This window comes from uncultured Sulfitobacter sp. (assembly GCF_947499945.1).
Classification (GTDB): domain Bacteria; phylum Pseudomonadota; class Alphaproteobacteria; order Rhodobacterales; family Rhodobacteraceae; genus Sulfitobacter.
On sequence record NZ_CANMQD010000001.1, the window covers coordinates 488,400 to 503,345 of the forward strand.

Sequence of the window (14,946 nt, forward strand, 5' to 3'; positions counted from 1 at the left end):
AAGATTTCCACTCAGTCATCGTTACGGTTTCTATCTTTTCCACGCTCTTTGCCACGTTTGGCCATTTCCTCGATACGGTCCGCATAAGCAGCACGCTCTTGTGCATTCATCGCCGTGACTTCGGCCAGCCAACCAGCCGTGGCCGCATGCTGGCGTTGCAATCCCGCGTCGCGTTGCAACTCAAGCACACGTACTGCCGCTTCGGGATCGAATGGCTCACTGCGCAAGGCTGCGAGCATCTGATCCGTGCTGCGATCGGGACGCGGTCCGCTGCGCATCTGCTCACGGATGGCACGCCGGCTCTCCCGCGGCAGCGCTTTCATATAAAGTGCACCGCTTTTGGAGGCTCGCGGCAGCCCGCTCCGCGCGTCTCCACTGTGGCGCCACGCCGCACCTCCAACCGCAGCCACTACCGCGAGGTTTATCGCAAGCGACAGCCCCAGAATAATTGGCATCCACCGTCTATTTTTCACTGTATCTGCCATCACATTATCCCTCTTCACTGTCCAAATCGAACGTCGCCCAGTCAAACCCCGTGAGGTCAGTCAATTCATAGGCCGCGGTACTCTCCACTGCACCAAACAAAACTAGCGGATCAACGGTATCCACAGGCGGCGACACGCCAATCCAGAACCCCGCCACCGTCGCCGTGACCAAGCCCCCAAGACCTGCAGGTCCGCCCACTGCGCCCATTACCCGCCGCCACAACGGCACACGCGGCATCTGGGTTTCAGCGTCAGCCAAAATTCGCGCCGACAAATCACTCCTCATCTGCGGCGGATTTGCCCGCGCATCCTCGAAAAGCGCCTCCAGATCGAATGTGTCACGTTGTGTCATCATCATACCCCAGTGCATCGCGCTGTGCCGCCAAATCGGCTGTCAGCGCTCGTTTCCCGCGTGCAGTAAGGCTTTCAACTGCCTCGATGCCCACGTCTAAAATCTCGGCGATATCTGGGTTCGCCAACCCTTCGATGTGGCGCAAAACCACCGCCTGTCTCTGCCGCTCCGGCAACCTGAGCAGGGCTGCCTGCAGCGCATCATGGCGTGCGCTATCTTGCAGCCGTGTCTCGATCCCGGGCGCGGGATCAGCAGGTGCATCAACCTCATCCAATGTCTCCGCACGTTGGCCGCGCAAACGGTCAAAACACAAATTCGCAACCACACGGTAAATCCATGTTGCCGCCTGTGCACGCCCCGCGTCCCATTTAGGGGCCTGCTTCCAAAGGCGCAGCATCGCCTCTTGGGTCACATCCTCTGCCTCGGCACGGTCGCCGAGTACACGAAACGCATGGGCAAACGCGCGGGGAGAAAGACGCGCAGACAACAACCGTGCCGCCGCATTATCCCCTGCCGCGTAACGTGCCAACAAATCCGCATCCGCGTCGCGGGCCTCACTATGATCGCTGGTATCTTTCAAGGGCCTCTTTCCGCAGAAGTCTTTCGGGGGCATCCGGCCCTGCAAAAACAAGGCCGGATGCAGCTAAGCATTTAGTCTTTGTCGTGTCCGCGGCCCTTCTTTTTGCCATGGCCACGCGCCTTTGCAAACTCTTCCATGCTCAGCGCACCATCGTTATCAGCATCCAGCTTTTCCACCATCTTAGCAGGATCGCGGCGGGCTTGCATCTCGTCGAGAGTGATACCGCCGCTCTTGTCCGCGTCCATCTTCTCGAACCGCTTGGCGCTGCGCTTGCCCATTTTGCTGTCATCAACTTTGGCAAGCTCTTCAGCACTCAGCGCACCATCATTGTTCGCGTCAAAGCGTTTGAGCAGACGCTCGCTATGCATCGTTTTTGCGCCTGCCTGCATCTCCTCAAGGCTCAGTGAGCCATCGCTGTTTGTGTCCGCCGCCGCAAAACGCGCGGCTGCCTGTGCCGTCATTTCCTCAGCAGTAACTTTACCGTCTTTATTCATATCCATCTGGGTAAACCGCGCCTCAAACCGTGCGCCCTTGCGGTCTGTGTCGCCATCACGGGCCTGTGCAGTTGTCGCAACAAGGCCGGCGACGATGGCCAAAACGGTGATTGATTCCTTAAACATGGTGCTCTCCATTCATTATGTTGCTGCGCGGCCGGGGTCTTCCCTCATATCCCGTGCAGTTGTGAATGGTACGCACCCCCACCGCCATTCCGTCGCAAAAAGTTCAACTTATTTTCAATCGCCCTGCCTTGGGACAAATCGCCACCTTTTATTTTTCCTGCAATTGAAGCATTCATCATCCCATCGCAGCTTTAGGACCCGACATGCTTGATTCCGCCGGACAGACAAAAAACGCCCCCCTTACCGATCCCGAAACGGGTGAGCGTTTGCGCATGCCCGCAATGGTACGCGGATGGCGCGGCAAATGCCCCAACTGCGGCGCTGGTCCCCTGCTGCACAGCTATCTCAAGGTAAATGACAAATGCACAGTCTGCGAAGAAGAGTTCCACCACCACCGCGCAGATGATGGCCCCGCCTATCTCACGATCCTGATCGTCGGTCATCTCATGGGCGTGATGCTGCATTTTGTCTTTGTACAGTTCCGTCCCGAGCCGATTGTCCTGTTCACCATATTTTCGGTTGGCAGCATCGGTTTGTCCCTCTACCTTCTCCCAAGATTTAAGGGAGCCTTGATCGGCTTCCAATGGGCGAAGGAAATGGGCGGCTTTGCACGGTCCTCCTGACCGCGCCCTGAACCATTGAGGGACTTATGAGCATCGATAAAACCGCGATCCGTCATGCATCCACGGTCATCGTTATTCGTGACCGTATGACTAATCCCTCTATTCTTATGGGCCAGCGCGGCGCAAAAGCGGCGTTTATGCCCAACAAATTCGTCTTTCCGGGCGGGGCTGTTGACGCCGCCGATGCGCATGTTCCGTTGGCGACGCCGCTAAATGCGCAATGTGCATCGCGGATACAGGATGACGCCGATGCCGCGCTGTCCCATGCGATCCCTGTTGCCGCCATTCGCGAGCTTTGGGAAGAAACCGGCCTGATCCTTGGCACAAAGGGTATCTGGGAACGTGAAGTCCCCAAAGATTGGCGCAGCTTTGCTGATACGGGCCACCTGCCCCACGCCAATCCGCTGCAGTTTGTATTTCGTGCGCTGACGCCACCGGGTCGCCCGCGCCGTTTCGATGCGCGATTTTTCTTGGTGGATGTGGATGATATCGCATCTGACCCTGACAATTTCGATGCCGCGTGTGACGAGCTTTCGCATCTGCAGTGGGTCCCGCTGACCGATGCGCGCAAATTCGACATGCCCTTCATTACCGAAGTGGTTCTGGCCGAGGTCGAAGCCCGCGCACGCGATTTGAGCGCACCAGTGTCGGTCCCTTATTTCAAGAACAACGATGAAGAGAGCCTGTTCTTACGTCTTAAAGGCAATGCACGCCCCTACAACGGGCAAGACGATTAGTTAGATCACGAGAACCAGCAGCAGGATCGACGCCACAAGGATCGTCATGCCAATGGCTTCCCGCTTTGTGATTTTTTCTTTGAAAAACAGCGTCGAGGCGACAACGCTCAGGATAAGCTCAACCTGCCCCAATGCCTTCACATAGGCCGCGTTTTGCAAGGTGAAGGCAATGAACCAGCACAGAGAGCCGCCCATTGAGGTCAGCCCAATCCACACAGCCACGCGCCGCGCACGCCACACGGCAGTCATCTCGCCCCGCTCGCGCAGGTATAGCCAGACTGTCATGATCAGCGTTTGCATCACCACCACCGCCATTAGCGTCACACCCGCCCGCAGCAACGGATCATCCGTCGCCAGCGTGAGCGATGCTCCCCGATAGCTCACCGCCGAGAAGGCAAAGAGAATACCGCTTGCGATGCCCAGACCCGCCGCGCGGTTGCGCAGGTCAGAAAGGTGAAACCCTTTAGCCTCTTTACCGCCCGACAGCAGCATCAGCCCCACAAGGCCCAACATAATGGCGGCAAACCCGCCCCAACTTACGCGGTCGCCCAGCAGCAGCACCCCCACCAGCACGGTCTGGATCACTTCGGTCTTCTTGAACGTAATACCGACGGCAAAATTGCGTTCCTTGAACAGCAACACCACACAAACCGTCGCCAGAATTTGCGTGGTTCCGCCCAATAGGCCAAATCCCCAAAACCGCGCATCCATCGCAGGCAGGCTTGCCCCCGTCGAGTTCATGTAAACACCCAGCAACAGCGCGATGAAAGGCGCGGAATACACGAAGCGCGAGAAGGTCGCCCCCGCCGCACTAAGTGTCGAAGTCGCCAGCACCTTTTGCAGCATGAAACGTATGGTTTGGAAGACCGCCGCGAGCAGCGAGACGATGATCCAAAGGTCGGGCATATAATCAGTCATGCGGGCCTAATGCCTCACTCCACCCTGCCCCGCCAGAGCGGATGTGCCACAGGATCCTTTCCGCGCCAGAAATAGCGGCGAAAGACAGCGGCATAGCTGGGGTAGACATAGCCATGATTGCGGGTCATGAACCGCTCCCGCTGGCTCAGATACAGCGGCCATAAGCGGTACCAAGCGACGGTTGGATGCATATGATGCACGACATGCAAATTATTGTTGAGAAATAGAAATCCCAGCGGTCCACGGTCCTCAACGATCACCGTTCGTCCCGACACGCGATCATGAGCGCAGTGCTCCAGAAACGTACGAATGCGCAACACCGACATCGCGCCGTAGCACGCCAGCAGATAGGCCCAGATGCTCAAAGGGGAGGCAGACACAATCCAAAGCGTCAGCACCACACCGGGGATATGCCCAAGCCAATCGCGGATAATCGTCCGATCACCTGCCCGTGCCGCCCTGATATCGCTGCGCACAAAGGCAAACATGCCAATGGCCGTACCCAGCATAATCCGACCACCAAGCGTATTGTTTACCCGCAGCACCTTTTGCGCCCACGGCCTCAACCCGTTCCAAATGGCAGGATCAAGGTAATTGCTTTCTGGATCATCATAGGGGTCGGTCAGGTTCGCATCGCGGTGATGCGCGAGGTGCGTCCGCTTGAACCGCAAGTAGGGCACAAACAATCCCGGTTGCCACAGGCCAATTGCCGTCTCAACGCCCTCATTCCCGAGCGGATGCCCGTGCAGCAATTCATGGCTGAGCGAGCTGTGCAGCGTGAGTGCCAGCACCAACAGCACGAAAGCCAAAGCCCCGAACCCCGCCGGCAACAAAAGCGCGGTCCCCCACACCAGCCCAACCCCAAGCATCAATGCCAACGTTGGCCAGTCCCACTCAGCAAACCGTCGTCGTGTAGGGGCCGTAGCCATGTTAAATCCTTTGCAGCACGCTGATGCGCGGTTTGGCAAAGAATACTGATCGCGCCAGAATATGACCCGCTGGAAACGACACAAAACGTTGCCTATTCAGACCTTGGGATCGGGATTTTCCGTATGCCCGTCCACGGCAATCACCTGCCCCGAGACAAGCCGCGCTGCGTCAGAGCCTAGGAAAACCGCCATATTCGCAACATCTTGCGCCTCTACAAACCGCCGCATGGAGGTGCCCACTGCATAGCCGTCATAGACCTGATCGCGGGTCATGCCCTTAGCCGCGGCCTCACGCCCCAGCACCCCTTCCATCCGCTCACCCTCCACCGCACCGGGGCAGATCGCATTGGCACGAATGCCATGCGGTCCCAACTCCATCGCCAGCGTTTTCATCAAGCCGATAATCGCCCATTTCGCCGCCGCATAGGGCGCACGATTGGGGTATCCATAGATGCCCGCCGTTGAAGACGTGAGGATTATCACACCCCGCCTCGCCGCTTTCATCAACGGTGTCGCGTGTTTGGCAGCGATAAACGCGCCCTCCAGATTGACGCTGACACAAGCACGCCACTCGCCAACCTCAATGTCCTCGATTCGCGCCGTAGGTCCCGCAATCCCCGCATTTGCGCAGAGCACATCAATCTGCCCCATCTGTTCGATGACCGCAGCCATCGCGGCCTCGTCAACTGCGTTCGCGATGTGCGCCTGCCACGTCTCGGGCAACGCATCCAACGCAGCAGCGTTCACATCCGTTACCCAAATTTCGAAACCCGCGGCCTCAAATGCCTCGCCCATCGCGCGCCCGACCCCCGACGCGCCTGCCGTGATCAGGACTTTCTTCAACGTGGAGCGCCGATAGCGCGACCTAAACCATCAGGCGGTGGAAGCGACGCATGCGCCTGCGCAAACCGCACCAATGCAGCCTCGATATGCTGTGCAGGCGGCGTCGGCTTGCGCGTCTCAAGGCTTACGTGGAGTAAGAAATGCTCGCCCGTGGCCAGCATGCGGTCCCCTTCCAGCATCTCGTGGAAGAGGTGCATCTTCTTGCCTTCTCCCATCACCACACGCGTCCGTATGGTAATCAAAGCCCCCGCATGCACCTCATCGATATGACGAATATGTGTCTCGGCGGTGAAATAGCTGCCGCCCGATTTGATGTATTTCGCATCACAGCCAATGATCGCCATAAACCGATCCGTTGCATCGGCAAAAGCCTGCAAATACCGCGATTCTGTCATGTGGCCGTTGTAGTCCGTCCAATCGAGCGGCACTGTGCGGTGCGCCGTCTCGACCAACTCCCCAGCGGGCAGATCAGCTGCCACAGCGCCGTGCACCGTGCCTTTACGCATCGCCGTTTCCTGCGCATTGATGAGCGCCCCTGCGCCCCAGTTCTGCGCCTTCAGCCCACGCATCATGGTCACAAGGTTGTTGTCACGAATACGCTCCAATTCGCGGATTGAATGATGCCCCGACTGCGCGTCTGACTGGCCCGCAATCAGGTCTACCAGCTCCTCGGTGAATTCCGGCACATCCATCAGCTTGGTCCATGGTGCCGTCAGACACGGCCCGAACTGCGCCATAAAATGCTTCATACCCGCTTCACCGCCCGCCACGCGGTAGGTCTCGAACAGGCCCATCTGCGCCCAGCGGATACCAAAGCCATAGCGGATTGCGTCGTCAATCTCCTCAGTCGTGGCTATCCCGTCCTTGACCAGCCACAGCGCCTCACGCCAGACCGCCTCCAAGAAACGGTCCGCCACATGGGCGTCAATTTCTTTCTTCAAATGCAGCGGATGCATGCCCAATGACGTGAGCGTAGCCTTCGCTGTCTCGACCAGCTCCGCATCCGCATTCGTCGTCACCAGCTCAATCAACGGCAGCAGATACACAGGGTTGAACGGATGCGCGACCATGATCTGCTTAGGACGAAGGGCGCCTTGCTGCAATTCCGACGGCTTGAACCCAGACGTTGACGATCCGATCACCGCATTCTTGGCGCAAGCACTCTGTATCTCCGCAAAAGTCGCATGCTTGATCTCCAAACGCTCCGGCACGCTCTCCTGTATCCAGTCCGCCCCCGTCACCGCCTCGGCGATACTTGAATGATAAGTAATCCGCCCCTCGGGCGGTAGCGCCACATCCGTCAGACCGGGCAAGGATCGCCGCGCATTGGCCAAAACTTCGCCAATCTTGCGCTCCGCTTGTGGATCAGGATCGAACACCTGCACATCCCACCCGTTGAGCATGAACCGCGCAGCCCAACCGCCACCAATTACGCCACCGCCAACAATCGCTGCAACTCTCGTCATTTTACAGTCCTCAACTGGCGTACATCGTAGCCATTAAAATCTAAAATCTCGCGTGCTGCTTTCATGCGATCCGCGCCGCCTTTTGTGCTGCGGTCCACAATCCAGCCGAACTCGCCCGTCTTGTTGCCAAGCACCGCCGTGCGGAAACCTTCGTCCACCCACAGCACCCAGAACTCGCGTGTCATCCCGTCAGGCATCCGCACGCTATAGCGGCCCCTGCTTATCCACGTGAGGGGCAAATCCTCCGCAAAATCACCGCAGACCCCCGCAGGATCACAGACAAAAGCACCCAACCGCATGGCAGGCCCCTTTGGCGTGTCGACCATCCGAAACGCCATACGCCCCAGCGACGGATCAAACCCCGCCCGCACATACCAAACGCCTTCAAACTTTTCCGCATCGAACCGTGACGTGATCCCAATGGGCGATGTCTGGTCGCGATAACTTGGCCCCAATGGCACAGGTGCTGGCACATCCGCCGCACAGGCGCCCAGCGCGACAGCGACCAGCGCCCCCGCAAACCCTCTCATCGCGGCATGCGCTTTTGCAAACCAAGCTTCTCACGTACTTGATCAGGACCGATCAGCGTCGCGCCCATTGCCTCGATGATCCCGCGTGCACGCGTCACAAGCTCGTGGTTCTCGGCCAGCACCCCTTTGTCGAGCCACAGGTTATCCTCCAACCCCACACGCACATGGCCTCCTGCCAGTACCGAAGCGGCGACATAAGCCATCTGGTTGCGCCCAAGCCCGAAGGCCGAAAACGTCCAATCGTCTGGCACGTTGTTTGCCATCGCCATGAAGGTGTTGAGGTCGTCAGGCGCGCCCCATTTGACGCCCATACAAAGCTGCACAAGCGCGGGGCTGTCCAGAATACCCTGATTGACCAGCTCCTTGGCGTACCAAAGATGGCCTGTGTCAAACGCCTCAATCTCGGGCTTCACACCCAGATCGGTCATCATCTGCCCCATCGCCACCAGCATACCGGGTGTGTTGGTCATCACATAATCGGCCTCGGCAAAGTTCATCGTGCCGCAATCAAGCGTACAAATCTCGGGCAGGCATTCGGTGATATGAGCCATACGCTCTGTCGCACCTGCCATGTCGGTACCAGCTTTGTTGAGGTCCATCGGATTCTCCACATCGCCAAACACGATGTCCCCGCCCATCCCTGCCGTGAGATTCAGCACCACATCCGTATCACTGTCACGAATACGCTCGGTCACTTCGCGGTAGAGGGCAACATCACGGCTGGGCGCTCCCGTTTCTGGATCGCGCACATGGCAGTGCACCACTGCCGCCCCCGCTTTGGCTGCCAAAATCGCACTGTCCGCGATCTCCTCTGGCGAGCGTGGCACATGATGGCTGCGGTCTTGCGTCGCGCCCGATCCAGTGACGGCACAGGTGATAAACACCTCACGGTTCATGGCAAGTGGCATGGCTTTCTCCCTTATAGTTGCACGCGATTGTGCGCGAGGGGCTGGCACATTTCCATCCCCAAAAGCGTCGTGTTCATGTCGTCTTTGGCTTTAGTAAGGCATCGGGTGCGCACGGTGCGCCATGTCAATATCCGCCATAACCTCTTCGCTGAGCACCAGATCAGCGCCCGCAATGATGCGGTCCAACTGTTCCATCGTGGTCGCTCCAAAAATAGCCGATGCCATAAACGGACGGTCGCGCACAAACGCCATCGCCATGTGCACAGGGTCAAGTCCGTGCTTCTTAGCGACAGCCAGATAGGCACCCACCGTCTCAAACGCGCGCGGCGTCTTGCGCCCGCCCAACTCTGGCGACAGCGAGAGACGCGAGCCGTCAGGCACCGCACCGTTCTGATATTTTCCCGTCAAAAGCCCTGTGGCTAAAGGCGAGAACGACAGCATCCCGATATCCTCGTTGTGCAACGTCTCCGCCAGATCAGTATCGGCCAGACGGCACATCAGCGAATATTCGTTCTGCACGGTAGCTACACGGGGCCCGCCTACACGCTCGGCGGCATTGGCCCACTGCGTCAAACCCCATGCACTCTCGTTGCTCATCCCGAATGCACGGATGCGGCCTCGATCGACTTCGATCTGCAATGCGCCCAAGCAATCCTCCATGTTCTGGAGTGTTTCTGCACGGTTCTGCGAAGTCGGATCATAGGTCCAATTCTTGCGGAACATATAGCTGCCGCGATTGGGCCAGTGAAACTGGTAAAGGTCCACATAATCCGTCTTGAGCCGTTTGAGCGAGCCATCCAGCGCCTTGGGGATCGACTCTGCCGTGATGTCGCCGCCCTCGCGCACATATTTGATACCGTTGCCCGAATGTTTCGTCGCCAGCACCATGCGTGCGCGGTCGCCCCCTTTGGCGAACCACTCACCGATCACTTCTTCCGTGCGCCCCTGCGTCTCTTCGCTCAGCGGATTTACAGGATACATCTCGGCAGTGTCGACAAAATCGATCCCTGCCTCTAACGCGCGATCAATCTGCCCATGCCCCTCGGCAAAAGTGTTTTGCGTCCCCCACGTCATGGAACCCAAACAAAATTTCGACACCTCAATACCCGTGCGTCCCAATGTCGTCCTTTGCATAGCGCTCTCCTTATCTCGCGGTTGCAGGCAAACTACGCGAGCGCACTGCCGCTGCAACCGACATTTACCGCAGGGCGAAAAGTTTTCACCAGATACGACCCTTACTGTCGGTTTTCGCTATCCTTCACGGCCCAAAAGAGGACAATGATCCCAAATGCGGATGATGATCTCCTTTGCGGCGCTGTTTTTCTCGGTCGTCTTGCTACAACTCTCCTCGGGCGGCGTTGGCCCTTTGGACGTGCTCTCTGGCACCGCCCTCGGCTTCACCCGCCAAGAGATCGGTATGCTTGGTTCTGCGCATTTCTTCGGCTTCTTCATCGGCTGCTGGTTTGCGCCGCGCCTGCTCGGCTCGGTCGGGCATTCTCGCGCCTTTGCGGCATTCACAGCGGCGGGCAGTATCGGCCTCATCGCTCATATGATGATCATTAACCCCTACGCTTGGGCGCTAATGCGTGTGGCATCAGGGTTATGCGTAGCGGGGTGTTATACCGTGGTCGAGGCATGGCTACAGGCAAAAGTCACCAACGAGACACGCGGCCGCGCCATGGGCACCTACCGCATGGTCGACATGACAGGCAGCCTTGCCGCCCAAGGCATCATTGGCATTCTCGCACCGGCTGACTACATCTCCTACAACATCCTCGCGATCCTGTGCTGCGCAGCGCTGCTCCCCATCACACTCACCACCTCCTCGCAGCCCGAAACACCAAAATCACCGCGCCTGCGCCCGATGCTGGCCTATGTCCGCTCGCCACTCGCCGTGGCAGGTGTGATTGTCGCCGCCCTCAGCAGCGCATCCTTCCGCATGGTCGGACCGATCTATGGTCAGGAAGTGGGCCTCAGCGCAGGCCAGATCGCGTGGTTCCTCGCCGCCTTCGTTATCGGCGGCGCCATTGCCCAAATCCCCGTAGGCTGGATCGCTGATAAATTCGACCGCCGCAAAGTGCTGATCTGGCTCTCGGTTGCCGCCATCGGCAGCTGCTTTGTCACCATGCAAACCAGCCAACTAGGACTTTACGGCATCCTGCTCTCTTCTGCCCTTTTTGGCCTGACCACTTTTCCCATTTACTCGGTCGCCGCCGCCCATGCCCATGATTTTGCCAGCTCGCACGAACGCGTCGAACTCTCCGCCGCCCTGATGTTCTGGTTCGCCATGGGCGCGATCGCCGCCCCCTACGGCGCGTCCGTCCTGATTGAAAACTACGGCCCTGACGCCATGTTCGTCATGCTGGCAGGAGGCCATGCCTCGCTCATTGTGTTCGGCATTATCCGCATGCGCATGGGCCGCACCGTGCGCCGCCGCACCAGATATATCAACGCGCTGCGCACCAGCTTTGTCATTGGCCGCCTGACAGGTCGCAGCCGCGACAAACCCCCAAAGGACTGATCGCGCTGGAAACAGGGCCGCGCCCCTGCTAAAGCACGCTCAACACTAGCCAAAGGCGCATATCATGACCCGTCACCTCATCACTTCCGCCATTCCCTATATCAACGGGATCAAGCACCTCGGTAATCTGGTTGGCAGCCAACTGCCCGCCGATCTCTATGCCCGCTACCTGCGTGCCCGCGGCAACGAAGTGTTGTTCCTCTGCGCAACTGACGAACATGGCACACCTGCCGAACTTGCCGCAGCAAAAGCAGGCAAACCCGTCGAGGAATACTGCGCCGAAATGTACGCCGTGCAAAAGGAAATTGCTGAGGGCTTCGGCCTCAGCTTTGACCACTTTGGCCGCTCGTCCTCCGAGCAGAACAAGCGCCTGACCCAACACTTCGCAGGCGCCCTCGCCAATGAAGGCCTTATCGAAGAGGTCGATCAGTCTCAGATCTATTCCGAGACCGATGGCCGCTTCCTCCCCGACCGTTATGTCGAAGGCACCTGCCCCAACTGTGGGTTCGAGGATGCACGCGGCGATCAATGCGACAACTGCACCAAGCAGCTCGATCCAGAAGACCTGATTAATCCTCGCTCTACCGTGTCGGGTGCCACTGATCTGGAAATGCGCGAGACCAAGCACCTCTTCCTCAAGCAATCCAAGATGAAAGATCGCCTCAACGACTGGATCGAGAGCAAGACAGACTGGCCCGTGCTCACCACCTCCATCGCCAAAAAATGGCTGCATGACGGTGACGGCCTGCAAGATCGCGGCATCACCCGTGACCTCAAATGGGGCGTCCCCGTCAAACGTGGTGACGATCCTTGGCCCGGCATGGAGGGCAAGGTTTTCTATGTCTGGTTCGACGCCCCCATTGAATATATCGCCTGCGCCCAAGAGTGGGTCGACGCAGGCAAGGGTGACAATTGGGAGCGTTGGTGGCGCACCGACAAGGGCGCGGATGATGTCCGCTACACCCAGTTCATGGGTAAGGATAATGTCCCCTTCCATACGCTGAGCTTTCCAGCCACGATTATGGGTTCAAACGAGCCATGGAAGCTCGTCGATTACATCAAAAGCTTCAACTACCTCAACTATGATGGTGGTCAGTTCTCCACCTCGCGCGGGCGCGGCGTGTTCATGGATCAAGCCCTCGAAATTCTCCCCGCCGACTATTGGCGCTGGTGGCTGCTGTCCCACGCCCCCGAGACGTCGGATGCCGAATTCACTTGGGAGACATTCCAGACTGATGTGAACAAAGACCTCGCTGATGTCCTCGGCAACTTCGTCAGCCGCATCACCAAATTCTGCCGCTCCAAATTCGGCGAAGCGGTGCCAAACGCAGGCGAATACGGCCCTGACGAGCACGCCCTTATCGCCGATCTGACGGAGCGTGTCGCCCGCTACAACGCCCAGATGGATGCCATGGAAGTGCGCAAATCCGCCGCTGAGCTGCGCGCGATCTGGGCCGCTGGTAATGAATACCTCCAAGCCCAAGCGCCTTGGACAACCTTCAAAACCGACCCCGACCGCGCAGCGGCGCAAACGCGCCTCGCACTAAACCTCATCCCGCTTTATGCTACACTTGCCGCGCCCTTTATTCCGGACGCCGCAGAAAAAATGCTCGCTGGCATGAAAATCGCGGACGCAGGCTGGCCTGACGATGTGCCCGCCGCTGTCGCCCAACTGCCTGCTGGTCATGTGTTCGAAGTCCCCGAAGTCCTCTTCGCCAAGATCACGGATGAGCAGCGCGAGGAATGGGCTGAGCGGTTTGCGGGCAAACGCGACGCAGCCTGAGACCTCCGGCCTGCAAGAATATGCGGGCTAAGCGCAACCAATCGAAGCTTTGGGTGTTGTCAGAACAGCCGCACATCTCTGCGCGGCCTAGCGTAATTTATGAAAGAGCCCGACAGCATGGACCTTCTCCGTATCATCTTATCCGTAATCATCCCGCCCCTTGGCGTATTTTTGCAAGAAGGCCTCGGCAAGCACTTTTGGCTGAATATCATTCTGACGCTACTCGGATACATTCCCGGTCTCGTCCACGCCATCTTCATAATCGCGCGGAAGTAGCGCTTTGGTACACGCAGAGATTGAGCGACTGGACCGGCTTTCGAGCCTCCTTGACAGCAAATACCGCATACCCGGCACGCCAATCAGATTTGGCTGGGATACCATAGCGGGTCTTGTTCCCGTCATCGGCGATGTCGCGACACTTGGTCCGTCTGTCTACCTCATCTACCGTGCGCATGCGCTTGGCGCGCGTAAGAGAACGATAGGCCGTATGCTCGTCAACAGCGGACTGGACTTTACGATTGGCGCGGTCCCTCTGTTGGGAGATGTGTTTGACTTGGTGTTCAAAGCGAACAATCGTAACTTTGCCCTTTTGCGCGCAGAATTGGGTCGCGAAACCAAAATGGCTCAGTCCTAGCAGGGTACCTGCCACAAGTCGGCATAAGATGTTTTTGGGAGTGGTGACGTTTAACATCCGGCGCCCCGTCGTTGGACCAGAACATTTCCCGTTTGCCCAGCGCAGCTTCATCCGCGTGCAAATGTTCGTGCGGGGCGGACAGCTCTAGTTTTGGCTTGGTATCTTTAACCGACGGCAGGCTTGCGCGGTCTCTTTTATCAAACGCACCAAAATTTACCCAAAAACATCATCTAGATTCTTTGCATGGAACATACATTCTTCAAATGGATCAAAAGCGTGGCGAGATTGCAGGACATTACAAGGTCGCGCTAAGGGGGGCCGACGTCCTCACTGCTGATCTGGGCGCCATAGACCGTCTGCCCATCCTGTGCTGCTATGAGGACAACTCAAGGCATCGCCCCGCGTGGAAAGTACGTGCCGCTATTTGGGCGCAATGGGATGAAGCTGACAATTATCAAAGCGCTGCGAGTGGCACCTTTGGATGACGAAACGATAGCGTAGCAGATCATCGCGGCGAAGGGCTGGGATGCTGACACCCATGACGATACAAAAAAGCGGGTACGTCACGCGCTTCAGAAGGCGTAGAAAGACAGGCACGTGATGCAGGACTTTGAGCCAGATGGGCGTTTGTGGCGACTGGCCTTGAAGTAGGCCCAAGTGTTAAGTGTAGTGATACTGTTACAATATCGCAAAACCCATAGCTTCTAGATGCTAAGGAATGGACGTGCGCTATTCATCCATTCCTGCGCCAATCGCCTCGAGGCTACCGCTGCGAAGCGGTATCAGTAGCATGAGATAAAACAAGATTTACTTCGAAGCGAATAGTCTCCTTACCTTCTGCTTGAAGTGTCGCGGTTACAGGTCCGAGCCAGCATGAACGCTTCGGCAGAAATTTTGCCCCGTTGGAAATTAATTGAGTAAGCTTCATGAGAAACACCTCTTGTTTCCATGAGTTTGACGAGCAAGCCACCCTCTGTCAGTAGCCTTCTCAGTTGCGCGACACAGGCGCGTCCATCG

The 14,946-nt window shown here is 57.9% G+C and carries 18 protein-coding genes; 7 read left to right on the forward strand and 11 right to left on the reverse strand.

Annotated features, from left to right (window positions below):
- Positions 1-11 precede the first annotated feature (11 nt).
- The 4 genes from Q0775_RS02375 to Q0775_RS02390 all read right to left on the reverse strand — a co-directional run bounded on the left by Q0775_RS02375 (position 12) and on the right by Q0775_RS02390 (position 2,037).
- A complete protein-coding gene (locus tag Q0775_RS02375) occupies positions 12-485 on the reverse strand; it encodes a periplasmic heavy metal sensor (RefSeq protein WP_298857726.1) in 474 nt (157 codons plus the stop codon).
- A gap of 4 nt (positions 486-489) precedes the next feature.
- Complete coding sequence (locus Q0775_RS02380; RefSeq protein WP_298857727.1) at positions 490-837, reverse strand: hypothetical protein; 348 nt, start codon at positions 835-837, stop codon at positions 490-492.
- A complete protein-coding gene (locus tag Q0775_RS02385) occupies positions 824-1,417 on the reverse strand; it encodes an RNA polymerase sigma factor (protein ID WP_298857728.1) in 594 nt (197 codons plus the stop codon). The genes Q0775_RS02380 and Q0775_RS02385 overlap by 14 nt, the downstream gene beginning before the upstream one ends.
- Positions 1,418-1,488: 71 nt before the next feature.
- The gene (locus Q0775_RS02390) at positions 1,489-2,037 is read right to left on the reverse strand and encodes a calcium sensor EFh (RefSeq protein ID WP_298857729.1); all 549 of its coding nucleotides are present in this window, start codon (positions 2,035-2,037) and stop codon (positions 1,489-1,491) included.
- A gap of 272 nt (positions 2,038-2,309) precedes the next feature.
- Here Q0775_RS02390 and Q0775_RS02395 point away from each other — a divergent pair, with 272 nt between their 5' ends.
- Together Q0775_RS02395 and Q0775_RS02400 are read left to right on the forward strand one after the other, a co-directional pair.
- A complete protein-coding gene (locus Q0775_RS02395) occupies positions 2,310-2,660 on the forward strand; it encodes a DUF983 domain-containing protein (RefSeq protein WP_298859906.1) in 351 nt (116 codons plus the stop codon).
- 26 nt (positions 2,661-2,686) lie between these two features.
- Entirely contained in the window at positions 2,687-3,397 is a 711-nt protein-coding gene (locus Q0775_RS02400) for an NUDIX hydrolase (protein ID WP_298857730.1), read from the forward strand.
- On the opposite strand, the gene Q0775_RS02405 is transcribed toward Q0775_RS02400, so the two are convergent.
- From Q0775_RS02405 to Q0775_RS02435, 7 genes are all read right to left on the reverse strand, one after another.
- Entirely contained in the window at positions 3,398-4,315 is a 918-nt protein-coding gene (locus Q0775_RS02405; RefSeq protein ID WP_298857731.1) for a DMT family transporter, read from the reverse strand. It lies immediately after the preceding gene.
- A gap of 14 nt (positions 4,316-4,329) precedes the next feature.
- Positions 4,330-5,244 carry a fatty acid desaturase gene (locus Q0775_RS02410; protein ID WP_298857732.1) on the reverse strand — a complete coding sequence of 305 codons (915 nt, stop codon included), beginning with the start codon at positions 5,242-5,244 and terminating at the stop codon, positions 4,330-4,332.
- Positions 5,245-5,340: 96 nt separating this feature from the next.
- Entirely contained in the window at positions 5,341-6,087 is a 747-nt protein-coding gene (locus Q0775_RS02415; protein ID WP_298857733.1) for an SDR family oxidoreductase, read from the reverse strand.
- Positions 6,084-7,553 (reverse strand): carnitine 3-dehydrogenase, encoded by a 1,470-nt coding sequence (locus tag Q0775_RS02420; RefSeq protein WP_298857734.1) that lies wholly within the window; start codon positions 7,551-7,553, stop codon positions 6,084-6,086. Before Q0775_RS02420 ends, Q0775_RS02415 begins: the two co-directional genes overlap by 4 nt.
- A complete protein-coding gene (locus tag Q0775_RS02425; RefSeq protein ID WP_298857735.1) occupies positions 7,550-8,083 on the reverse strand; it encodes a lipocalin family protein in 534 nt (177 codons plus the stop codon). Before Q0775_RS02425 ends, Q0775_RS02420 begins: the two co-directional genes overlap by 4 nt.
- Complete coding sequence (locus Q0775_RS02430) at positions 8,080-8,991, reverse strand: 3-keto-5-aminohexanoate cleavage protein (protein WP_298857736.1); 912 nt, start codon at positions 8,989-8,991, stop codon at positions 8,080-8,082. Before Q0775_RS02430 ends, Q0775_RS02425 begins: the two co-directional genes overlap by 4 nt.
- Positions 8,992-9,081: 90 nt before the next feature.
- Positions 9,082-10,125 (reverse strand): aldo/keto reductase, encoded by a 1,044-nt coding sequence (locus Q0775_RS02435; protein ID WP_298857737.1) that lies wholly within the window; start codon positions 10,123-10,125, stop codon positions 9,082-9,084.
- A 154-nt stretch (positions 10,126-10,279) separates the two neighbouring features.
- Here Q0775_RS02435 and Q0775_RS02440 point away from each other — a divergent pair, with 154 nt between their 5' ends.
- The 5 genes from Q0775_RS02440 to Q0775_RS02460 all read left to right on the forward strand — a co-directional run bounded on the left by Q0775_RS02440 (position 10,280) and on the right by Q0775_RS02460 (position 14,414).
- Positions 10,280-11,512 carry an MFS transporter gene (locus tag Q0775_RS02440; protein WP_298857738.1) on the forward strand — a complete coding sequence of 411 codons (1,233 nt, stop codon included), beginning with the start codon at positions 10,280-10,282 and terminating at the stop codon, positions 11,510-11,512.
- Positions 11,513-11,576: 64 nt separating this feature from the next.
- Positions 11,577-13,295, forward strand: coding sequence for a methionine--tRNA ligase (gene metG, locus Q0775_RS02445; protein ID WP_298857739.1), 1,719 nt, complete (start codon positions 11,577-11,579; stop codon positions 13,293-13,295).
- Between the two features lie 117 nt (positions 13,296-13,412).
- Positions 13,413-13,571, forward strand: coding sequence for a YqaE/Pmp3 family membrane protein (locus Q0775_RS02450; protein WP_298857741.1), 159 nt, complete (start codon positions 13,413-13,415; stop codon positions 13,569-13,571).
- 4 nt (positions 13,572-13,575) lie between these two features.
- Entirely contained in the window at positions 13,576-13,929 is a 354-nt protein-coding gene (locus Q0775_RS02455) for a DUF4112 domain-containing protein (RefSeq protein WP_298857742.1), read from the forward strand.
- Positions 13,930-14,192: 263 nt separating this feature from the next.
- Positions 14,193-14,414 (forward strand): hypothetical protein, encoded by a 222-nt coding sequence (locus tag Q0775_RS02460; protein ID WP_298857743.1) that lies wholly within the window; start codon positions 14,193-14,195, stop codon positions 14,412-14,414.
- The last annotated feature ends 532 nt before the right edge of the window (positions 14,415-14,946 follow it).

Bases quoted from the DNA above. Each gene is read 5' to 3' on its own strand.
- Q0775_RS02460 (WP_298857743.1), top strand. From the start codon at position 14,193: ATGGATCAAAAGCGTGGCGAGATTGCAGGACATTACAAGGTCGCGCTA.
- Q0775_RS02450 (WP_298857741.1), top strand. From the start codon at position 13,413: ATGGACCTTCTCCGTATCATCTTATCCGTAATCATCCCGCCCCTTGGC.
- Q0775_RS02400 (WP_298857730.1), top strand. From the start codon at position 2,687: ATGAGCATCGATAAAACCGCGATCCGTCATGCATCCACGGTCATCGTT.
- Q0775_RS02405 (WP_298857731.1), bottom strand. From the start codon at position 4,315: ATGACTGATTATATGCCCGACCTTTGGATCATCGTCTCGCTGCTCGCG.
- Q0775_RS02380 (WP_298857727.1), bottom strand. From the start codon at position 837: ATGACACAACGTGACACATTCGATCTGGAGGCGCTTTTCGAGGATGCG.
- Q0775_RS02440 (WP_298857738.1), top strand. From the start codon at position 10,280: ATGCGGATGATGATCTCCTTTGCGGCGCTGTTTTTCTCGGTCGTCTTG.
- Q0775_RS02425 (WP_298857735.1), bottom strand. From the start codon at position 8,083: ATGAGAGGGTTTGCGGGGGCGCTGGTCGCTGTCGCGCTGGGCGCCTGT.
- Q0775_RS02395 (WP_298859906.1), top strand. From the start codon at position 2,310: ATGCCCGCAATGGTACGCGGATGGCGCGGCAAATGCCCCAACTGCGGC.
- metG (WP_298857739.1), top strand. From the start codon at position 11,577: ATGACCCGTCACCTCATCACTTCCGCCATTCCCTATATCAACGGGATC.
- Q0775_RS02375 (WP_298857726.1), bottom strand. From the start codon at position 485: ATGGCAGATACAGTGAAAAATAGACGGTGGATGCCAATTATTCTGGGG.
- Q0775_RS02420 (WP_298857734.1), bottom strand. From the start codon at position 7,553: ATGACGAGAGTTGCAGCGATTGTTGGCGGTGGCGTAATTGGTGGCGGT.
- Q0775_RS02390 (WP_298857729.1), bottom strand. From the start codon at position 2,037: ATGTTTAAGGAATCAATCACCGTTTTGGCCATCGTCGCCGGCCTTGTT.
- Q0775_RS02430 (WP_298857736.1), bottom strand. From the start codon at position 8,991: ATGCCACTTGCCATGAACCGTGAGGTGTTTATCACCTGTGCCGTCACT.
- Q0775_RS02435 (WP_298857737.1), bottom strand. From the start codon at position 10,125: ATGCAAAGGACGACATTGGGACGCACGGGTATTGAGGTGTCGAAATTT.
- Q0775_RS02410 (WP_298857732.1), bottom strand. From the start codon at position 5,244: ATGGCTACGGCCCCTACACGACGACGGTTTGCTGAGTGGGACTGGCCA.